Origin of the sequence: Stenotrophomonas sp. LST15-1-1.1, assembly GCF_040815575.1 — a bacterium.
Classification (GTDB): domain Bacteria; phylum Pseudomonadota; class Gammaproteobacteria; order Xanthomonadales; family Xanthomonadaceae; genus Stenotrophomonas; species Stenotrophomonas lactitubi_B.
In genome coordinates this window covers 379875-398263 of sequence record NZ_JBFPNJ010000023.1, presented here as the reverse complement: position 1 = coordinate 398263, position 18389 = coordinate 379875, and the positions used below count along the sequence as shown (strand labels likewise).

At 67.0% G+C, this 18389-nt stretch carries 15 protein-coding genes; 6 read left to right on the top strand and 9 right to left on the bottom strand.

Going from position 1 to position 18389, the window contains the following annotated elements; all coding sequences use genetic code 11:
* Positions 1–37 precede the first annotated feature (37 nt).
* From MRBLST15_RS12090 to gap, 5 genes are all read right to left on the bottom strand, one after another.
* Positions 38–706, bottom strand: coding sequence for an HAD hydrolase-like protein (locus tag MRBLST15_RS12090; RefSeq protein WP_367786007.1), 669 nt, complete (start codon positions 704–706; stop codon positions 38–40).
* Positions 703–1878 (bottom strand): phosphoglycerate kinase, encoded by a 1176-nt coding sequence (locus MRBLST15_RS12085; protein ID WP_367786006.1) that lies wholly within the window; start codon positions 1876–1878, stop codon positions 703–705. The genes MRBLST15_RS12090 and MRBLST15_RS12085 overlap by 4 nt, the downstream gene beginning before the upstream one ends.
* Positions 1879–2511: 633 nt before the next feature.
* Positions 2512–3897, bottom strand: coding sequence for a DUF3999 domain-containing protein (locus MRBLST15_RS12080; protein ID WP_367786005.1), 1386 nt, complete (start codon positions 3895–3897; stop codon positions 2512–2514).
* Positions 3894–6578 carry a DUF2339 domain-containing protein gene (locus MRBLST15_RS12075; RefSeq protein WP_367786004.1) on the bottom strand — a complete coding sequence of 895 codons (2685 nt, stop codon included), beginning with the start codon at positions 6576–6578 and terminating at the stop codon, positions 3894–3896. The genes MRBLST15_RS12080 and MRBLST15_RS12075 overlap by 4 nt, the downstream gene beginning before the upstream one ends.
* 129 nt (positions 6579–6707) lie before the next feature.
* The gene (gene gap, locus MRBLST15_RS12070; protein ID WP_025874252.1) at positions 6708–7712 is read right to left on the bottom strand and encodes a type I glyceraldehyde-3-phosphate dehydrogenase; all 1005 of its coding nucleotides are present in this window, start codon (positions 7710–7712) and stop codon (positions 6708–6710) included.
* A 193-nt stretch (positions 7713–7905) separates the two neighbouring features.
* Between gap and MRBLST15_RS12065 the strand changes: the two genes are divergently transcribed.
* The 3 genes from MRBLST15_RS12065 to MRBLST15_RS12055 all read left to right on the top strand — a co-directional run bounded on the left by MRBLST15_RS12065 (position 7906) and on the right by MRBLST15_RS12055 (position 10717).
* Positions 7906–8535 carry an OmpW/AlkL family protein gene (locus tag MRBLST15_RS12065; RefSeq protein WP_099820845.1) on the top strand — a complete coding sequence of 210 codons (630 nt, stop codon included), beginning with the start codon at positions 7906–7908 and terminating at the stop codon, positions 8533–8535.
* Positions 8536–9087: 552 nt separating this feature from the next.
* Positions 9088–9906, top strand: a complete 819-nt coding sequence (locus MRBLST15_RS12060; protein ID WP_367786003.1) for a S1/P1 nuclease — start codon at positions 9088–9090, stop codon at positions 9904–9906.
* 10 nt (positions 9907–9916) lie between these two features.
* Positions 9917–10717: an MBL fold metallo-hydrolase gene (locus MRBLST15_RS12055; RefSeq protein WP_089236637.1), complete on the top strand. Its 801-nt coding sequence runs from the start codon at positions 9917–9919 to the stop codon at positions 10715–10717.
* A gap of 41 nt (positions 10718–10758) precedes the next feature.
* On the opposite strand, the gene MRBLST15_RS12050 is transcribed toward MRBLST15_RS12055, so the two are convergent.
* The 3 genes from MRBLST15_RS12050 to MRBLST15_RS12040 are packed head-to-tail and all read right to left on the bottom strand — an operon-like array spanning position 10759 to position 12891.
* Positions 10759–11319: a hypothetical protein gene (locus tag MRBLST15_RS12050; RefSeq protein WP_367786002.1), complete on the bottom strand. Its 561-nt coding sequence runs from the start codon at positions 11317–11319 to the stop codon at positions 10759–10761.
* A complete protein-coding gene (locus MRBLST15_RS12045) occupies positions 11319–12533 on the bottom strand; it encodes a M56 family metallopeptidase (protein WP_367786001.1) in 1215 nt (404 codons plus the stop codon). The genes MRBLST15_RS12050 and MRBLST15_RS12045 overlap by 1 nt, the downstream gene beginning before the upstream one ends.
* Positions 12526–12891 (bottom strand): BlaI/MecI/CopY family transcriptional regulator, encoded by a 366-nt coding sequence (locus MRBLST15_RS12040; RefSeq protein WP_367786000.1) that lies wholly within the window; start codon positions 12889–12891, stop codon positions 12526–12528. The genes MRBLST15_RS12045 and MRBLST15_RS12040 overlap by 8 nt, the downstream gene beginning before the upstream one ends.
* 118 nt (positions 12892–13009) lie before the next feature.
* On the opposite strand from MRBLST15_RS12040, the gene MRBLST15_RS12035 reads away from it, so the two are divergent.
* The 3 genes from MRBLST15_RS12035 (at position 13010) to MRBLST15_RS12025 (ending at position 16200) form a co-directional block, all read left to right on the top strand.
* Positions 13010–13567 (top strand): flavin reductase family protein, encoded by a 558-nt coding sequence (locus tag MRBLST15_RS12035; RefSeq protein WP_165377968.1) that lies wholly within the window; start codon positions 13010–13012, stop codon positions 13565–13567.
* A gap of 32 nt (positions 13568–13599) precedes the next feature.
* Positions 13600–15552 carry an acetyl-CoA hydrolase/transferase C-terminal domain-containing protein gene (locus MRBLST15_RS12030; RefSeq protein WP_312705525.1) on the top strand — a complete coding sequence of 651 codons (1953 nt, stop codon included), beginning with the start codon at positions 13600–13602 and terminating at the stop codon, positions 15550–15552.
* A 99-nt stretch (positions 15553–15651) separates the two neighbouring features.
* A complete protein-coding gene (locus tag MRBLST15_RS12025) occupies positions 15652–16200 on the top strand; it encodes an NADAR family protein (RefSeq protein WP_265953686.1) in 549 nt (182 codons plus the stop codon).
* 111 nt (positions 16201–16311) lie between these two features.
* On the opposite strand, the gene tkt is transcribed toward MRBLST15_RS12025, so the two are convergent.
* The gene (gene tkt / locus MRBLST15_RS12020; RefSeq protein ID WP_265953684.1) at positions 16312–18309 is read right to left on the bottom strand and encodes a transketolase; all 1998 of its coding nucleotides are present in this window, start codon (positions 18307–18309) and stop codon (positions 16312–16314) included.
* Between the last annotated feature and the right edge of the window lie 80 nt (positions 18310–18389).

Sequence of the window (18389 nt, the reverse complement as noted above, 5' to 3'; positions counted from 1 at the left end):
GCCGCCGGGCAAGGCCCGGCGCGCGCCATCGTCTACCTCAGGCCAGCAATGCCAGCAGCTGCGCCGGCTCACGGGCCAGCTGCCCGGCACCGGCCTCGGTCAGCTCCTGCTCGCCACCAAAGCCCCACAGCACGCCCACGCTGCGCAGGCCGTGGTGACGGGCACCCTCGATGTCCATGCGGCGGTCGCCGATCATCCAGCAGGTTTCCGGCGCCAGCTGCAGGCGATGCAGCGCCTCGCCCACCAGCTGCGGCTTGCTGCTGCGCGAACCATCCGGCGTGGAACCGATCACGTCCTCGAACAGCTCGCCGAACGGCAGATGCTCGACGATGCGGCGGGCATGCGGCTCGTTCTTGGCGGTGACCACCGCAAGACGATGGCCGCGTTCGTGCAGTGCGCGCACCACCGCTTCGATGTCCGGATAGATCGTGTGCTCGCGCCAGCCTTCCACGTCGAAGCGCTCGCGATAGAAGGCCACGGCCTGCTCGACCCGTTCGGCATCGCCGAACAGCGGCGCGAACGTGGTGCGCAGCGACGGACCAATCCAGCCCAGCAGCGTTTCCTGCGACGGCACCGGATGGTCCATCTTCTGCAGCGCATAGGCGATGCAGGTGGTGATGCCCACTTCCGAATCGATCAGCGTGCCGTCCATGTCGAAGAAGAGCGTTGCACGCTCTTCTCCATCCACCCGCAGGTCGTCGCTCATGCGCCGCGCGCGGCCAGGGCGGCCACCGCCGGCAGCGTCTTGCCTTCCAGGAATTCCAGGAATGCGCCGCCACCGGTGGAGATGTAGCTGACCTGCTGGGCGATATCGAACTTGTCGACCGCAGCCAGGGTATCGCCACCACCGGCGATGGAGAACGCCGGCGAAGTGGCGATGGCGCGGGCCAGCGCTTCGGTGCCCTTGCTGAAGGCTTCGAACTCGAACACGCCGACCGGACCGTTCCAGACCACGGTGCCAGCCTTCTGGATCAGCTCTGCGTACTGCGCGGCGGTCTGCGGGCCGATGTCCAGGATCAGATCATCCTCGGCCACCGCATCGACGGCCTTCACTTCGGCAGCCGCGTCGGGCAGGAACTGCTTGGCGGTGACCACGTCCACCGGCAGCGGGATGTCCGCACCGCGCGCCTTGGCGTCGGCCACGATCTTCTTCGCGGTATCCAGCAGGTCCGGCTCGTACAGCGACTTGCCGACCTTGTAGCCGGCCGCCGCGATGAAGGTGTTGGCGATGCCACCACCGACGATCAGCTGGTCGACTTTGCCGACCAGGTTGGCCAGCAGCTCCAGTTTGGTGCTGACCTTGCTGCCGGCGACGATGGCCAGCAGCGGCTTGGCCGGTGCGTCCAAGGCCTTGGCCAGCGCATCCAGCTCGGCCATCAGCAGCGGGCCACCGGCCGCGACCGGGGCGAAACGGATCACGCCATGGGTGGACGCCTGCGCGCGGTGCGCGGTACCGAACGCATCCATCACGAACACATCGCAGAGGGCGGCGTACTTCTTCGACAGGGCTTCATCGTCCTTGCCCTCGCCGACGTTCATGCGGCAGTTTTCCAGCAGCACCAGCTGCCCCGGCTGCACGTCGACGCCGTCGACCCAGTCACGCACCAGCGGCACTTCGCGGCCCAGCAGCACCGACAGGCGCTGCGCAACCGGCGCCAGCGAATCGGCTTCGCTCCACACGCCTTCCTTCGGGCGGCCCAGGTGCGAGGTGACCATCACCGCCGCGCCCTGCTCCAGCGCGCGCTTGAGCGTCGGCAGGGAAGCGGTGATGCGCTGTTCGGAGGTGATGCGGCCATTCTCGATCGGCACGTTCAGATCCTGGCGGATCAGCACGCGCTTGCCGGAGAGGTCGAGGTCGGTCATGCGGACGATGGACATGGGCAACTCTTTGGCTCTGGAGATGGGATGCCGGTTTGCGGCAGAAGGTCATTGTATCGGGTGCGGCTGGCGGCCGCGCCGCTGCCTGCGGCAGGCTTCGAAGCAACGGCAACGGCCGAAGCGCTGGCGCTTCGTGGTGCTGTGGGTGGGCCGGGGTGGTGTGGGCCCGCGGGGACGCCGTGAATCCATCCCTGGAGGCTCGGGCGCGCCATCCATGGCGCTTACGCCCCCGCGAGCCCACACCACCCCGGCCTCGACAGGTTCATGAGACGGGGCGGATGGCAAAGGCAAGAGCGGTTTGTGATGTCGGATGGAGAAGGAATGTAGAGCCGAGCCCATGCTCGGCTGGAGGTTTCGCGGCGAGCAGCCGAGCGTGGGCTCGGCTCTACAAAAAGCGCCCAGCGAAGCTGCTCTTGCTCTTCTTTTTTCTCTTCCGTGGGTGGACGCACACGGAAATTGTCAGAGGGCGGGCGGGTGGGCTGGGCAGGGGTGTCAGCCGCATGGATGCGGCTGCCAAGCCTCCAGGGACGGATTCACGGCGTCCCCTGCCCAGCCCACCCGCCCGGCCAAGCGCGGCTTTTGCTCTACGCAACCAACCGACCACCCACGAGGGGCTGCGCCGTTCGCTGCAAACTACGCCGAAGGCGACGGCTTCTGCTTCAGCAGGCTCAACGCCAATCCGCCGACAACCAGCACCCCCAACCCCAGCAACGCCCACAGCAGCCACGCCTTCCAGTCGTGCTGCGGCTTCAGCGCCGCATCACCGGCCAGCGTCTCCCGACTGCCTTCCAAGCGTGCCAGCGTCGGCTGCCACGACGGATCGTTGCGCTGGCGCAGCTCCTCGATCAGCACCGTGATCGGCGCCTCCGCGCGGCGCGCGGTGGTACTGCCCACGGCCAGCGCGTAGGGCGCTGCGCCCTGGCTGAGGAACACCATCACTTCCGGTTGATAGCCCAGGCGCAGGGTCGGGGCACTGGTGGTCTCCACCGGACTCGCGACCAGCTTCCAGTAGCGGTCGCGGTACATGCCACCCAACGGCTGTGCCGCCGATTGCTGGCGCTGGCCCGGTGCGCCCTGCTGCAGCTGATACGCGATCCACGGCGCGCTGCGGCGCTGCCATTCGGCGCTTTCGTCGTCGCGGCTGAACAGGGTCCACTGCACCAGGCTGTTGTCGGTGCTGGCCACGTCGGCGCGGGCCACCGGGAATCGACCGTCCAGTTCAAAGGTGAATTCGCCCTTGCCCTGCGCTGTCGGTGTCAGCGACAGCCACTCCCAGGGCACCGTTGCCGGCGCCGGCGGCAGTTCCGCCAGGACGCTGCGCAGCTCCGGCAGGCGCGCTTCACCCCGCGGCAGGATCCGCAGGTAGCGCACGTTGCTGTCGACCTGCAGGCGGCGCTGCAGCAGGCGCTTGCCCGCGCGCTGCAGGTCCACCAGGGGGACATCGCGGGCGATCGACTGCCAGTGCTGCAGATCGTCGCTGGCATCGAGCTGCACCTGCGCCTGCAGCGGCTGGCCACTTTCGGCCCAGTCCAGCACCAGTGCCGCCAGCGGTTGCTGGCCGAGCACGCTGGCATCGATCAACCAACCGCCCTGCCCGTTCGCTACCGCACCACCGCCACCGCCACCGAGCCGAGCCTCGACCCGGCGCACACGGCCGTCGGTATCACGCTCGGTCAGCAGCTGCAGGTCATTGCGCTGGGCCTCGGCCAGCGGCGGTAGCGCGAACCACGGCAGCTCGCGCTGCACCGGCGGCTGCGCCAATGGCTGGTCCGGCGCCAGCAGCGCCGACGGCAACGCTTGGCCGGCGGCGTTGAACACCTGCAGGTCGCCCAGGTCGGCTGCGCCTGCGCCGCGATAGATCGCCGGCTCCAGCACCACCCGGTAGGCGCCGGACTGCGCGCTGGACAGGCTCAGCGGCCATTGTTCGGCGTACTGCGCGCGGTAGTCCGTGGCCTGCGCGGCGACCGCACCGGCCACGCCGAACAATACCGGCAGCAACGCTCGGCTCCACTTTCTCATTGGTTTTCCTCCACGGTTGGCGGCGCGCTCGGCGGCGCGGGCGCCAGGTAGCCCACCACGGTGCACAGCAGGCCGTAGGCGATGAACGATGCGATTCCCAGCAGGTTGCCCAGGTGTTGGCGATCGATCAGCACCAGCTTGGCCAGCACCACGGCCATCAACACCGCACCGACCATCCACAGCACACGCTGGCCGCGACGCGAGCCCCATACCCAGGCAATCACGCCGAGCACGCTCCACAACACGGTCAGGCTGGTCTGGGCCAGGCTGAAGCGGGCCATCGTCGGATCCCATACCACCCCGCCCCAGTGATGCACGCCATGCAGCACGGTGCTGGTCAACGCGATGAAACCGGCCACGGCCAGCACCGGCACACGCAACCGCTGCAGCGGCGCCGGGCCCTGCGCGTCATACAGCCAGCGCGCGATCAGCAACAGGCTGACCCACTGCGCCAGTTCGGCAGGATTGAGCAGCGGCAACCACGGCAACGGCGTGGCGTCACCCGCCAGGGTCAGGCCGAACAACCAGGCCAACGCCAGCACCGCGAAAATCACGCTCTGCAGCGGCAGGCGCACCGGATCAAACGCAGCACCCAGCGGCCAGCGCAGCACGTTCCAGCGCCACAGCGACAGCGCCGCCAGCAGCAACCACGGCAGGGTCACCAGCAACGCGGTCCAGCCCTGCGCCAGGCGCGCGTCGCCGCCGCCCCACAGGGCCAGCAGCGAAAGCAGCGATGGCCACAGCAGCCACCACAGGAACTGGGCGATACGGGCCACGCCGCCACTGCCCTGACGCAGGCACAGCAGGCTGCGCACGCCGAGCACAGCGAACACTGCCCACGCCAATGCGCCGTAGCCGGCAAACGGCTGCTGGTGCGCGTCGCTCTGCAGCAGCGCCAACGGGAAGCCCGCTGCCAGCATCACCAGCGCGGTCACGCCCAGCGCACGTGCCGGCATGCGGCGCTGCACTTCCGACGCCAACCAGGCGGTGACGGCGGCCAGCACCAGCACGGCATCGGCCTGCGTCGAATGCTGGAAGAAGCGGCCGATTTCATGCACCAGACCACCCAACCACCACAGCAGGCCCCACAGGTAATACGCCAGGGCGATGTCATGGCGCTGCCTGCGCTGGTAGCTCCACGCCGCCGCGAAACCCGCCACGGCCAGCAGCAGCGCGCCGATCGCGGTCGGGTTGAGCAGGAAACGCTGGTCCTGATGCCAATGATCGGCACCCACCACGAACGCGAATGCGGCGGCGAGCTGCAGCAGCGCACCGGTCACCTGCGGCAACCAGCGCTTCTGGCGCAACCCCAGCCAGGCCAGGCCGGCACCTTCCAGCGCGAATACCGCGCCAGTGGCCCGCGCCGAGAATGCCAACGGCACCGCCAGCGTCGCAAAGCCCACGGCCAGTACTGCATGCGACTGCGCCAGCACCGTGTACGACGCGCGCGCAATCAGCGCCCGTGCCAGCAGTGCATAGATCGCGGCCAGGCCCAGTGCACACAGGGCCAGCGTCATCGGCTGTTCGTGCAGCATGCCGGCCTGCAGCGAGAAGGCGATCAGCGGCGTGCCGAATACCAGGCTGCCGTCGACCAGATCGCGACGCCCGGCCGGCTGCCGGCGCGCATACAACAGCGGAATCAGCAGATAGAAGGCAAAGAACAGCAGCAGGAACGGCTCGGTGCTGGCGAACTTGGTCGCGTCGTACTGCAGCACGCCCCAGAAGGTGCCGATGCCGAAGGTGAACGCGAAACCAAGCAGGTTCAGCACACGCCACGGGCGATACCAGGCGATGGCGAAAATGCCTGCGTTGAGCACGGCGTAGTAGCTGAACAGCCCGACGTGGTTGCCACTGCCGGTGGACAGCCACAGCGGCGCCATGAAGCCTGCCAGGATGCCCAGCACCGCCAACGTGCGCGAGTTCTGCACCACCGCCAGCACGCACAGCCCAGCCACCAGCGCGATCGAGCTGGCAAAGGCGAAGCCGGGCGCGAGCAGATCGAAACGCTTGAAGGCAGCGAAGATCGTCAGCAGCAGCACGCCGATGGCGCCGCCCTGCAAGGCCAGCGCGAACATCCGCCGGCGCTCGCGCTGGTGCCAGCCGAAGGCCAGCAGGCCCAGCGCACCGACGGTGATGCCCGCCAGCCTCAGTTCGACCGGCACCACCAGCCAGCCCTGGTCGCTGACGTACTTGAGCAGCGCGGCGACACCCGCCAGCAGCACCAGCATGCCGATCTTCACCGGCACGTTGCCCTGGGTGAACCAGTGTTTGACGGCACCGATCGCGCGCTCGACCAGGTTCGGCGGGGCCGGTTCGGCCGGCAGCGGCGGCAATGTCGGCTCCGGTGGCAACGGTGGTGGCGGCAGCGGACGCGCGGGCTGGGCCGGCAGCGGCAACTCTTCGCGGGCGGCGACCGGCGCTGATGCCGGGGTTGCCGTGGGCCGCAGGAACGAGGGCTCGCTGCTGGGCTCGCGTGTTGCCGCAGGGGCGCGCGGCGGCTCGGCTACGGCAGAGGGCGCACGGCCTACCGTCCCTGCCGGAGTGGGTGCGACCTGCACGGTCTGTGCGGCCTCCAGCGCGGCGACCCGCCGGCGCAGGCCGGCAATCATCACCAGCGCCACCACCAGCAGCAGCGGTATCGCCAGCAGGACCAGTACTGCCAGGACCAAGAGTGCTTCCATTCCTCGCCTTCCAATGCGATCCCGCGCGCCACGATGGCGGCGGTCGACGGGCCCATGCTACGTCAGGCCGGGCCCCTTAAACGACGAACCCCGGCCAGGCCGGGGTTCGCGCGACGATCTTCGCAGGCCTTACTTCGCTGCGACGACCTTGGCCATTTCCAGGCACTTGTTGGAGTAACCCCACTCGTTGTCGTACCACGACACGAGCTTGACGAAGGTGCCGTCCAGGGCGATGCCGGCGTCGGCATCGAACACCGAGGTGTGGGTTTCACCGCGGAAATCGGTGGCCACCACCTTGTCTTCGGTGTAGCCCAGGATGCCCTTCAGCGCGCCTTCGCTCTGTGCCTTCACTTCGGCGCAGATCTCGGCGTAGGTGGCTTCCTTCTCCAGTTCGACGGTCAGGTCGACCACCGACACGTCGGAGGTCGGCACGCGGAAGCTCATGCCGGTCAGCTTCTTGTTCAGTTCCGGAATGACCACGCCGACGGCCTTGGCCGCACCAGTGGAGGACGGAATGATGTTCTCCAGGATGCCGCGGCCGCCGCGCCAGTCCTTGTTGGACGGGCCATCGACGGTCTTCTGGGTGGCGGTGGCCGCATGCACGGTGGTCATCAGGCCGCGCTTGATGCCCCACTTGTCATTGATGACCTTGGCCAGCGGCGCCAGGCAGTTGGTGGTGCACGAGGCGTTGGAGATGATCGCCTGGCCAGCGTAGGTCTTGTCGTTCACGCCGAACACGAACATCGGCGTGTCGTCCTTGGACGGTGCCGACAGGATGACCTTCTTGGCGCCGGCATCGATGTGCTTCTGCGCGCTGACCTTGTCCAGGAACAGGCCGGTGGCTTCGAGCACGACGTCAACGCCGACTTCGTCCCACTTCAGGTTGGACGGATCGCGTTCCTGGGTCAGGCGGATCTTCTTGCCGTTGACCAGCAGATCCTTGCCATCGACGGCTACGTCGGCCTTGAAACGGCCGTGCACGGAGTCGTACTTGAGCATGTAGGCCAGGTAATCCGGCTCCAGCAGATCGTTGATGGCCACGATTTCGATGTCGTCGCCGAAGTTCAGCACCGCCGAGCGCAGGACGTTACGCCCGATGCGACCGAAACCGTTGATACCAACCTTGATTGCCATGTTCTCAAGCTCCTGCAGCCGCGACAGGTGCGGCGGGGTGGATAGGGCCCACAAGTCTAGCAGGCCGGCCTTGACCACCGCCGGCCAAGGCCGCCGCCCGGACGGGGGCCGGACAGGATTTGATCCGGATCAAAGCGTTAGCGCGGCGTGAGGCCGAGACTGGCCACATCCACCCAGCAACGAGATCCCCCCCATGCGCAAGACCTCCCCCCTGATCGTGGCCAGCCTGGCCGCCGCCCTGTCGCTGGCCGCTGCCCCGGCCATGGCCCAGTCCAAGGGCGACTGGACCATTTCCGCCGGCGTGCACCAGGTCGCCCCGAAGTCGAACAACGGCTGGCTGGCCGGTGGCACCCTGAAGGTCGACGTCGACAACGACGTCAAGCCGACCATCACCGGTGAGTATTTCATCGCCGACAACCTCGGCATCGAAGTGCTGGCGGCGCTGCCGTTCAAGCACGACATCAACATCAACGGCCTGGGCCGCGTGGGCAGCACCAAGCAGCTGCCGCCGGTGGTCACCCTGCAGTACCACTTCAACAGCAAGGGCAAGGTGTCGCCGTTCGTCGGCGCCGGCCTGAACTACACCACCTTCTTCAGCGAAGACACCACCGGTGCGCTGGCAGGCAGCAAGCTGAAGCTGCAGGATTCGTGGGGCCTGGCCGCCCATGCGGGCATCGACTTCGCGATTGGCGAGAAGGGCGCCCTGCGCGTGGACATGCGCTGGATCGACATCGACAGCAAGGTGAAGCTGGACGGCGAGAAGATCGGCACGGTCAACATCGATCCGCTGGTCTACGGCGCGTCCTACGTCTTCAAGTTCTAAGGGGTTGTTTGGCGGGGGCTTCGCCCCCGCTCCCCCGCTACAGGCAAAACCCTCGCAGCATGTTGCCCCGGTATGTGTGTGCCGGGGCTTTTTTTGTTGCAGAGCGTGGAGCTGCGTTTGGGCGGGGCAGGTGAATTGCTCAGGACACGCCGTAAATACGTCCCTGTAGGCTCGATCGCCGCATCCATGCGGCGAACGGTCCTGAGCAATTCACCTGCCCCGCCCCACTCATTTCCGCGCGCGCGCCAGCGCAAGCAGAAGCCGGCATCCGCATTGCACAGTTGCCATTGGCTGGACGCGATTGCAGGCAGGAGGATGTACTGCATCTGATTCTGTTCTTGACGTTTGCATCCGCCAACGCGGCCATGTTGGATGGTGGCTGCAGGGGCAGGCGCTGCGGGACCGTCCGCGGCATGGATGCCGCGGCCGAGCCTACAGGGACGTACTTGCGGCGTGTCCCGCAGCGCCTGTCCCTGCAGCCATCCGCCCAGAGAACAGGAACGCGCCGCTTTCCATCAACCACCCATCTCCCCCGCTGGCTAGAATGAGCGGATGAAAGCACTGCACTCCCTGTTCCTCGCCGCCGCCCTCGCGCCGGCCCTGCTGACCCTGTCCGCACCCGCCCATGCCTGGGGCGCGCAAGGCCACCGCCTGGTCGCCGAAGTGGCCGACAGCCGCCTCAACCCGACCGCGCGCGCCGAAGTCGACCGCCTGCTGGCCACCGAACCCGGTGCCACGCTGGCCAGCATCGCGCCCTGGGCCGACCAGCTGCGCGCCAAGGACGCCGGCCTGGGCCGTCGCTCGGCCGGCTGGCACTACGTCAACATCGCCGAAGATGGCTGCCATTACGAGGCGCCGAAGCACTGCAAGGGCGGCAACTGCATCGTCGAAGCGCTGAAGGCGCAGAGCGCGATCCTCGGCGACCGCAGCCTGACCGATGGCGAGCGCCTGCAGGCGCTGAAGTTCGTCGTGCACCTGGTCGGCGACATCCATCAGCCGATGCACGCCGGCTACGGCCACGACAAGGGCGGCAACGATTTCCAGCTGCAGTTCGGCAACCGCGGTACCAACCTGCACTCGCTGTGGGACAGCGGCATGCTCAATACCCGCAAGGTCGACGATGCTGGTTACCTACCGGTGCTGCGCGCGCTGCCGGCGCCGAAGCTCGCACGCCAGTCCAGCCCGCAGCGTGATCCGGTCAGCTGGGCCGAAGCCAGCTGCCGCATTTCCGTGCAACCTGGCGTTTACCCTGCCTCGCGTAAGATCGGCGACGACTACACCACGCGCTACCGGCCGGTGGCCGAAGCGCAGCTGCGACTGGCCGGCGAAAACCTGGCGCAGTTGCTGAACCGCGTGCTCGCCACACGCTGAGGAGTATCCGATGTCGGTCCAGGTGCAATCGTTCTTCCACCGTGACAGCAATACCTTCAGCTACCTGGTCAGCGACCCGGCCAGCAGGGAGGCCGCGCTGATCGATCCGGTACTGGATTACGACCCGGACACCGACGCCAGCAGCGAATCGCCGGTGCGCGCAATGCTCGATGCCATCGCGCAGCAGCGGCTGCACGTGCGCTGGCTGCTGGAAACCCACGCCCACGCCGACCACGTGTCGGCGGGGCGCCGGCTCAAGCAGCGATTCCCGCAGGCGACGTTGGCCATCGGCGAAGGCATCCGCGCGGTGCAGGCCACGTTCGCACCGCGCTATGGCCTGCAGCTGCCCGATGAACATGCGGTCTTCGATCATCTGTTCGCCGATGGCGAGACCTTCGCACTGGGTGAGTTGCAGGGGCGCATCATCGCCGTGCCCGGCCACACCAGCGACAGCATCGCCTATCTGATCGGCGATGCTGTCTTCACCGGCGATTCGCTGTTCATGCCCGATGGCGGCACCGCGCGCTGCGATTTCCCCGGCGGCGACGCTGCGCAGCTGTACCGCTCGATCCAGCGTCTGCTTGCCCTGCCCGATGCCACCCGTGTGTTCGTCTGCCACGACTATGGCCCGGGCGGCCGCGATTTCGCCAATGAAACCACCATCGGCGAACAGCGCGCGCACAACATCCACGTGCATGACGGCGTGGCCGAAGCCGAGTTCGTCAGCGTTCGTCAGGCGCGTGATGCGACGCTGGCAGAGCCAACGCTGATGCAGCCGGCGGTGAAGGCGAACATCCAGGGCGGGGCGTAGGGCCCGATCGGTCGCTTCATCGCGCCAGCAATGGCACTCTGTCATTTGCCCTGCGTGCGCACCACATGCTGGCCCTTCACGATCTCGAAGGTGAAGGCATACAGCAGGCTCACCGGCACCGGTTCGACGCGCTCGGCGCCTTCGCAGTCGCCACGGTCATTCGGCACCTTACCCGGTGCGAAGTGGCAGACGGCGGCGGGTGAATACTTCCACATCGCCACCGCCTCCTGCGCCGCCTGCAGCAGAGGCGCATTCTCGCTTGCCGCGCCTGCAGCGCATTCGCTACGGTCGACCAGCGCCAGGCTTCGCTCGACAGCGCCTTCGGCATCGATCACCAGCTGCAGGCAGATGGTGGTCGGCGCCAGCTCGGTGCGCGGGTCACGATCACCGATCTGCGGATCCGGCGCCACATACAGCTGCGGCATCCGATAGCCTTCGGTTGCACCCAGCGTGTACGCCTGCACCTGGCCGCTGCCGCCTTTTCCTTCCGCATGCAGACGTTGATGGCCAACGCTTTCATTGCGGGTGTCGACGGTGCTCAGCCGTTCCTTGGTGGCGCAGCCCACCAGCATCCCCGCTGCCATCAGCAGTGCGAAGCGCATCACCTGGTGGTCTCCGTCACATCGTCGTTCTCATCCATGGCGAAGGTGATCGGAATGCGCACGGCGCCCGCCACCGGCTTGCCGTTCTTCAGCGCCGGGCGATAGGTCCAGCTTCGCGCTGCTGCAATCGACACCGCTTCGAACACGCCCGGATTGGTGGCGCTCACTACACGCACATCGCTGACAGCACCGTGCGCATCGACGTCGACGCGGAGCACCACCACGCCTGTCTGGCTCTGCTCAAATGCGCTTTTCGGGTAGCTCGGCGGCGGCATCTTGTCGACCCGGATCTCCCGATCCATGACGGCTACCGCTGGGCCGACCGCCATTGCGCCACTCTGGCTGGCCCACGCCACCGCCCCCATGCCCAGGCACAACCCGACCACCAGCACCTGCCCCGACATCCACGGCAATGCCTTCCGCTTGGACTGCTTCAACATGGCGATACGCTCCTTCAACACGGGTTGGCTGCGCCAGTGGCAGACCGCCGGCGCAACCGGGTGGACCAGCTGCGCCTTCAGCAGCGTGCTGGCGTACAGGCCGCGCAGCGCGGGCTGCGGGGCAATGGTGCGGGCATCGCAGGCCAGTTCCTGGTCACGCAGGAAACGACGTGCGGCCCATGGCTGCAACGGGTGGAACCAGAACATCGCGCGCATCAGCAGCAGCACGCCGTTGGCCCAGTGATCGCCGTTGCGACGATGGCTGAGCTCGTGCTGCAGGATCAGGCGCTGCTCCTGCGCGGTGAACTGCTGGTCGAAGTCGGGGCCGACCACGATGCGCGGCCGCCACAGGCCCACCAGCGCGGGTAGCCCGGGATCGCCACTGGCCTGCCAGCTGCCATCGGCGCGTGCCCGCAGGCCGCCCATGCCACGTTCGAAGCGACGCTGTGCGCGCAGGTCGCGCAGCAGGCAGAGGCCTGCACCCAGTGTCCACACCGGCAACAGCAGCCAGGGCCATTGCAGAGATGACGTAGGCAGTCCCTCCACTGCTTCGGGCACCACCTTCAGCGGCAGCGTTGGCACATGCTGCAACAGCGCGACCTGCGGCAGGGGAAGCAACAGCGCCGCGAGCAGGAGCGGCAGCAGCCACCAGCTGCGATACACCAGTCCAGCACCGCCCAGCCGCACCAGCAGCGGCCGCACGGTCGCCAGCAGGATCACGCCCCCCGCCAGCCACAGGCTGGCCTGCCACAGTCCGTCGAGCAGCTCATTCATGGTCCAGCTCCTGGATCAGCTTCTTCAGTTCGGCGATGTCCTGTGCGCTGAGCTGGCCGCGTTCGCTGAAATGCGCCACCAGCGGTGCCACCCGGCCCTCAAACACACGCCCGATGAAGTCCTGGCTCTGCGCCTGCACCCATGCCTGGCGCTGCAGCAGCGGCCGGTACAGATAGCGCCGGCCATCGCGCTCGGCGGCGATCGCGCCCTTGGTCAGCAGGCGGTTGAGCAGGGTCTTGATGGTCGGCTCGGCCCAGTTGCGGTGGGCCAGTGCCGCCACGACCTCATCGGCGGTGCGCGGTGCCTGCTGCCACAGCACCTCCATCACTACGGCCTCGGCTTCGCTGATCGGGGTCATGGTTTACATCCGTAATCGACAATTCGATTACGCGCGTAATCGATTCGACTGTCAACCCCCTCGACCGGTAATTCATCGCGCCTGCGCCAGCATGGGGGTCTCCATTGCAGGTACCGGCATGAAGCCCTTGCGCAAACGTGACTTCCCCGTCGAGCAGGCCCGACGCTTCCTCGAACCCGGCCCCATCGTGCTGGTCAGCACCGCCTGGCGTGGCCAGCGCAACCTGATGACGATGGGCTGGCACATGGTGATGGGCTTTTCGCCATCGCTGGTGGCCACCTACCTGTGGAACGAGAACCACAGCTTCGGCCTGGCCCGTGGCAGCGGCGAGTGCGTGATCAACGTGCCCGGGGTCGAACTGCTGGACACCGTGGTCGACATCGGCAACTGCAGTGGTCGCGACGTGGACAAGTTCGAACGGTTCGGCCTGGATGCGGTGCCGGCGCGGGAGGTGGGGGCACCCTTGGTGGGCCAGTGCCATTCCAGTTTCGAGTGCCGTCTGCACGACGACAGCCAGGTCGAATCGAGCAATCTCTTCATCTGGGAAATCGTGCGCGCGCACGTGGCGCCGCGCCCAAAGCTGCCGCGCACGGTGCATTACCGCGGCGACGGCCGGTTCATGGTTGCCGGCGCCGAAGTCTCGCGTCGACGGCGGTTCAAGCCCGACATGCTGTAATGCCAGCACTCCCCCAAGCAGGACCGCCCCGGATGACCGAACACCTCACCGACCTCGACGCCGCCGTTGACTGGCTGTTCGCGCGCGTGGATGGGCCGCTGCGGATCGGTGCACCGCTGGCGCTGGGCAAACCCCACCGCCTGCTCAACGCCCTGTATGCGCGTGTCGAACAGGACCCGTCGCGGCCGCTGCAGCTGTATACCGCGCTGTCACTGAACCCGCCGCGGGCAAAGGGAGACGGCCTGGAGGCGCGCTTCATGGCACCGTTCGCGGCGCGCCATTTCGGTGAAGACTTTCCGCGCCTGGCCTACGCCGATGCAATCGCGCGCGACGCATTGCCAGCGCATGTGCAGGTGGAAGAGTTCTACATGCAGTCCGGTGCCCTGCTCGGTTCGCGGCAGGCGCAGTCCAGCTACACCAGCCTCAACTACACCCACGCTGCCGACGCCGTGGCCCAGCGCGCGCCGCAGGTGATCGTGCAGAAAGTGGCGATGCGGCCGGACGACCGGCGCCTGTCGCTGTCCTGCAACAACGACATCACCCAGGACACACTGGACGCGATGACCGCGCGCGGCCTGCCGCGCCCGCTGCTGGTCGCCGAGATCGATCCGCAGCTGCCGTATCTGGGTGGCACGGCCACGGTCGACGTGTCCTTCTTCGATCTGGTCATCACCCCGCCGCCACCGTATCCGGCGTTGTTCGGGCTGCCACGGCAGCCGGTGGCCGACGCCGACTACGCCATCGGCCTGTATGCCAGCACCCTGGTGCGCGACGGCGGAACATTGCAGATCGGCATCGGCACGCTGGCCGATGCGCTCAGCCATGCACTGGTGCTGCGCCACACCGACAACGCGCGCTACCGACGCGTACTGGATGCACTGGACCCGCAACTGGCCAGCCATCCGCTGGTACAGGAGATCGGCGGACTGGATCCGTTCGAGATCGGCCTGTACGGCTGCAGCGAAATGCTCAACGAGGGCTTCCGCCGACTGGTGCAGACCGGCGTGATCAAGCGCAAGGTGCATGATGACCTGGCGTTGATGCAACGCATCGAGAACGGCAGCACGCTGTCCATCGACCACGCCACGCTGGAGGCGGAGGGCGAATACCTGCACGGCGCGTTCTACCTGGGCTCATCCGAATTCTACGAATGGCTGCGCACCCTGCCCGACGACGAATGCCGGGCGATCGGCATGCGCCGCATCAGCGAGATCAACCAGCTGTACGGCGGCAACGAGACGCTGGAACGCCTGCAGCGTCGGCACGCCCGCTTTTTCAATTCCTGCATGATGGCTACCGCACTGGGCGCAGCGGTGTCCGATGCACTGGAAGACGGCCGCGTGGTCTCCGGCGTGGGCGGCCAGTACAACTTCGTAGCGATGGCGCATGCACTGCCGGAAGCGCGCAGCGTGTTGATGTTCCGCGCCGCCCGTGATGATCGGGGCCAGCGCGAATCCAATGTGCGCTGGAATTATGGGCACACAACCATTCCGCGCCACCTGCGTGACATCTATCTCAACGAGTACGGCATCGCCGATGTGCGCGGCCTGACCGACGACGACTGCGTACACGCGATGGCGGCGATTACCGAAGCGCCGTTCCAGGACGCGCTGCTGCAGCAGGCTTTCGCGGCGCGCAAGCTGGCAGCAACGGCACAACCCGATGCGCAGCGCCAGCAGCGCAACACACCGCAGGCACTGGCGGCGGCGCTGGCGCCGTTCCGCAGCGATGGCACCCTGCCCGACTACCCGTTGGGCAGCGACTTCACCGAGATCGAACAGGTGCTGGTGAAGGCACTGGGCTGGCTGAAGGCCAACACGCAGACGCGCGGCAGCAAGCTGCGCACCGTGTGGGCCGCACTGTGGCAGCCTGCAGGTGATGGCGACGCGGTGTACCTGCAGCGGATGGAACTGCAGTCGCCCAAGGACTTCGGCGAACGGCTCAATGCACGCTTGTTGAGGCTGGCCCTGGCACGCACCGCATAATCGCGCGGATGGTAGCGCCGGGCCATGCCCGGCGGATAACGATCAGTGCCAACCAGGGTTGGCACCTACCGCAGTGGCGCGGCACGCTATCCTGTACGGATGAACAACGATTCCCGTTTCCTGCATGACCTGCAACGCCGCCAAGCCGATGGCGAGCACCTGCGTTATCTCTGCTTCTGGGGCCACCAACCGCCGCGCACCGGCGTGGCGGCGTCGTGTTTCAGCCAGTGGTACGACGCAGGCTTCAAGATCGATGGTGTGCACTACCCCACTGCCGAGCACTTCATGATGGCTGGCAAAGCGCGTCTGTTTGGTGCCACCGACATCCTCGAACAGGTTCTCGCCAGCCGCACGCCTGACAAAGTGAAAGCGCTGGGCCGGAAGATCGAGGGCTTCGACGAGGCGCTCTGGGCGCAGGCGCGCTACGCCCTGGTGGTCGAAGGCAATCGGGCCAAGTTCTCGCAGAATGCGGCGCTGGGCGATTTCCTGCGCGCTACGGCAGATCAGGTCCTGGTGGAAGCCAGTCCGGTGGATTTCGTCTGGGGGATCGGCCTGGCCAAGGATCACGCCGATGCGCACAACCCGGCGCAGTGGCGCGGATTGAATCTTTTGGGCTTTGCGTTGATGGAAGTGCGGGACGCGATGTAACGCCCATCCACGCATGGCGTGGATCCACTGCCGCGGCGGACGATTCGTTCCGTCCGACAAACGAGAAAGGCCGGCTTGCGCCGGCCTCCCCGTATTCCATTGCAGCGCGGCTTACAGCGCCTTGGCTGCTTCCACCACGTGCGCGGTGGTGATGCCGAAGTGCTGGTACAGCTTGTCGGCCGGGGCCGACGCACCGAAGGTATCGATGCCGATCACTGCGCCGTCCAGGCCGACGAACTGGCGCCAGAAGCCGGTGACGCCGGCTTCGATGGCCACGCGCTTGCGCACGGCGTTCGGCAGCACCGATTCGCGGTAGGCCGCATCCTGGCGCAGGAACACATCGGTGGACGGCATCGAGACCACGCGGGTCTTCAGGCCGGCCGCATCCAGCTGCGCCTTCGCTTCGGTCGCCAGCGAGACTTCCGAACCGGTCGCGATCAGGATCACGTCCGGGGTGCCGGCAGCATCGGCCAGCACATAGCCGCCACGCTCGATCTGTGCGATCTGCTCAGCATCGCGCGGCTGGTGCGGCAGGTTCTGGCGGCTGAACACCAGGCAGCTCGGGCCGTCCTGGCGGGTGATCGCAGCCTTCCAGCTCACGGCCGACTCGACCGCATCGCACGGGCGCCACACGTCGTTGTTCGGGATGTAGCGCAGCGAGGCCAGGTGCTCCACCGGCTGGTGGGTCGGGCCGTCTTCGCCCAGGCCGATCGAGTCGTGGGTGTAGACGTGGATGGCGTGGGCCGGGATCAGCGCGCTCATGCGCACGGCATTGCGGGCGTAATCGCTGAACACCAGGAAGGTGGCGTCGAACGGAATGAAACCGCCGTGCAGGGCCAGGCCGTTGGCGATCGCGGTCATGCCGAACTCGCGCACACCGTAGTACACGTAGTTGGCATTGGCATCGTCGGTGGCGACGGACGTGCTGCCCTTCCACAGGGTCAGGTTCGAGTGCGCCAGGTCAGCCGAACCGCCCACGATTTCCGGCAGCAGCGGTGCGAACGCCTCGATGGCCAGCTGCGATGCCTTGCGCGAAGCAATGGTCTGGCCTTCGGCGGCAACCTGGGCGATGTAGGCGTCGGCCTTGGCAACGAAGTCGGCCGGCAGATCGCCATGCGAGCGACGGGTCAGTTCAGCGGCTTCAGCCGGGTACTGCGCAGCGTACTTGTCGAACTGCTGCTCCCACTCGGCCTGGCGCAGGGTGCCGGTACCGCCGGCACGCCAGCCGGCGTAGATCTCTTCCGGAATCTCGAACGGGCCGTAATTCCAGTCCAGCGCCTTGCGGGTGGCTTCCAGTTCGTCCTTGCCCAGCGGTGCACCGTGGCTGGATTCCTTGCCGGCCTTGTTCGGCGAACCAAAACCGATCGTGGTGCGGCAGCAGATCAGGGTCGGCTTGGCGTCCTGCGACAGGGCCGCTTCGATACCGGCCTTGATGCTGTCCGGATCGTGGCCATCGACGCCGCGCACCACGTTCCAGCCATAGGCCTCGAAACGCTCCGGGGTGTTGTCGGTGAACCAGCCTTCGGTGTTGCCGTCGATGGAGATGTGGTTGTCATCCCAGAAGCAGACCAGCTTGTGCAGGCCCCAGGTGCCGGCCAGCGAGGCGGCTTCGTGGGAAATGCCTTCCATCAGGCAGCCATCGCCCATGAATACCCAGGTACGGTGGTCGACGATTTCCAGCTCCGGGCGGTTGAAGCGCTGTGCCAGCAGCTTCTCGGCCAAGGCAAAACCCACGGCATTGGCGAAACCCTGGCCCAGCGGACCGGTGGTGGTCTCCACGCCCGGAGTCTCATGACGCTCCGGATGGCCAGCGGTGTGGCTGCCCAGCTGGCGGAAGGCCTTCAACTGCTCGATCGGCAGGTCATAGCCGCTCAGGTGCAGCAGCGCGTACTGCAGCATCGAGCCGTGGCCATTGGACAGCACGAAGCGGTCGCGGTTGAACCACTGCGGGTTGTTCGGGTTGTGGCGGTGGTAGTCGTTCCAGAGGACTTCGGCGATGTCGGCCATGCCCATGGGCATGCCGGGGTGGCCGGACTTTGCGGTTTCAACCGCATCGGCGGCAAGGAAGCGGATGGCGTTGGCCAACTGGCGACGGGTAGGCTGCGTCATGGTTCTGTCGGAATCGGGAGGCGGCCGCGGAACTGCGGGCGGCCTATTGTCCCACAGACGCCGGGTGGGGTCAGGCCAAC

Coding starts and splice junctions, on each gene's coding strand:
- MRBLST15_RS12045 (WP_367786001.1), bottom strand. CDS start 12,533: ATGAATGAGCTGCTCGACGGACTGTGGCAGGCCAGCCTGTGGCTGGCG.
- MRBLST15_RS12040 (WP_367786000.1), bottom strand. CDS start 12,891: ATGACCCCGATCAGCGAAGCCGAGGCCGTAGTGATGGAGGTGCTGTGG.
- MRBLST15_RS12075 (WP_367786004.1), bottom strand. CDS start 6,578: ATGGAAGCACTCTTGGTCCTGGCAGTACTGGTCCTGCTGGCGATACCG.
- tkt (WP_265953684.1), bottom strand. CDS start 18,309: ATGACGCAGCCTACCCGTCGCCAGTTGGCCAACGCCATCCGCTTCCTT.
- MRBLST15_RS12035 (WP_165377968.1), top strand. CDS start 13,010: ATGAAGCCCTTGCGCAAACGTGACTTCCCCGTCGAGCAGGCCCGACGC.
- MRBLST15_RS12025 (WP_265953686.1), top strand. CDS start 15,652: ATGAACAACGATTCCCGTTTCCTGCATGACCTGCAACGCCGCCAAGCC.
- MRBLST15_RS12050 (WP_367786002.1), bottom strand. CDS start 11,319: ATGCGCTTCGCACTGCTGATGGCAGCGGGGATGCTGGTGGGCTGCGCC.
- gap (WP_025874252.1), bottom strand. CDS start 7,712: ATGGCAATCAAGGTTGGTATCAACGGTTTCGGTCGCATCGGGCGTAAC.
- MRBLST15_RS12030 (WP_312705525.1), top strand. CDS start 13,600: ATGACCGAACACCTCACCGACCTCGACGCCGCCGTTGACTGGCTGTTC.
- MRBLST15_RS12080 (WP_367786005.1), bottom strand. CDS start 3,897: ATGAGAAAGTGGAGCCGAGCGTTGCTGCCGGTATTGTTCGGCGTGGCC.
- MRBLST15_RS12085 (WP_367786006.1), bottom strand. CDS start 1,878: ATGTCCATCGTCCGCATGACCGACCTCGACCTCTCCGGCAAGCGCGTG.
- MRBLST15_RS12055 (WP_089236637.1), top strand. CDS start 9,917: ATGTCGGTCCAGGTGCAATCGTTCTTCCACCGTGACAGCAATACCTTC.
- MRBLST15_RS12090 (WP_367786007.1), bottom strand. CDS start 706: ATGAGCGACGACCTGCGGGTGGATGGAGAAGAGCGTGCAACGCTCTTC.
- MRBLST15_RS12065 (WP_099820845.1), top strand. CDS start 7,906: ATGCGCAAGACCTCCCCCCTGATCGTGGCCAGCCTGGCCGCCGCCCTG.
- MRBLST15_RS12060 (WP_367786003.1), top strand. CDS start 9,088: ATGAAAGCACTGCACTCCCTGTTCCTCGCCGCCGCCCTCGCGCCGGCC.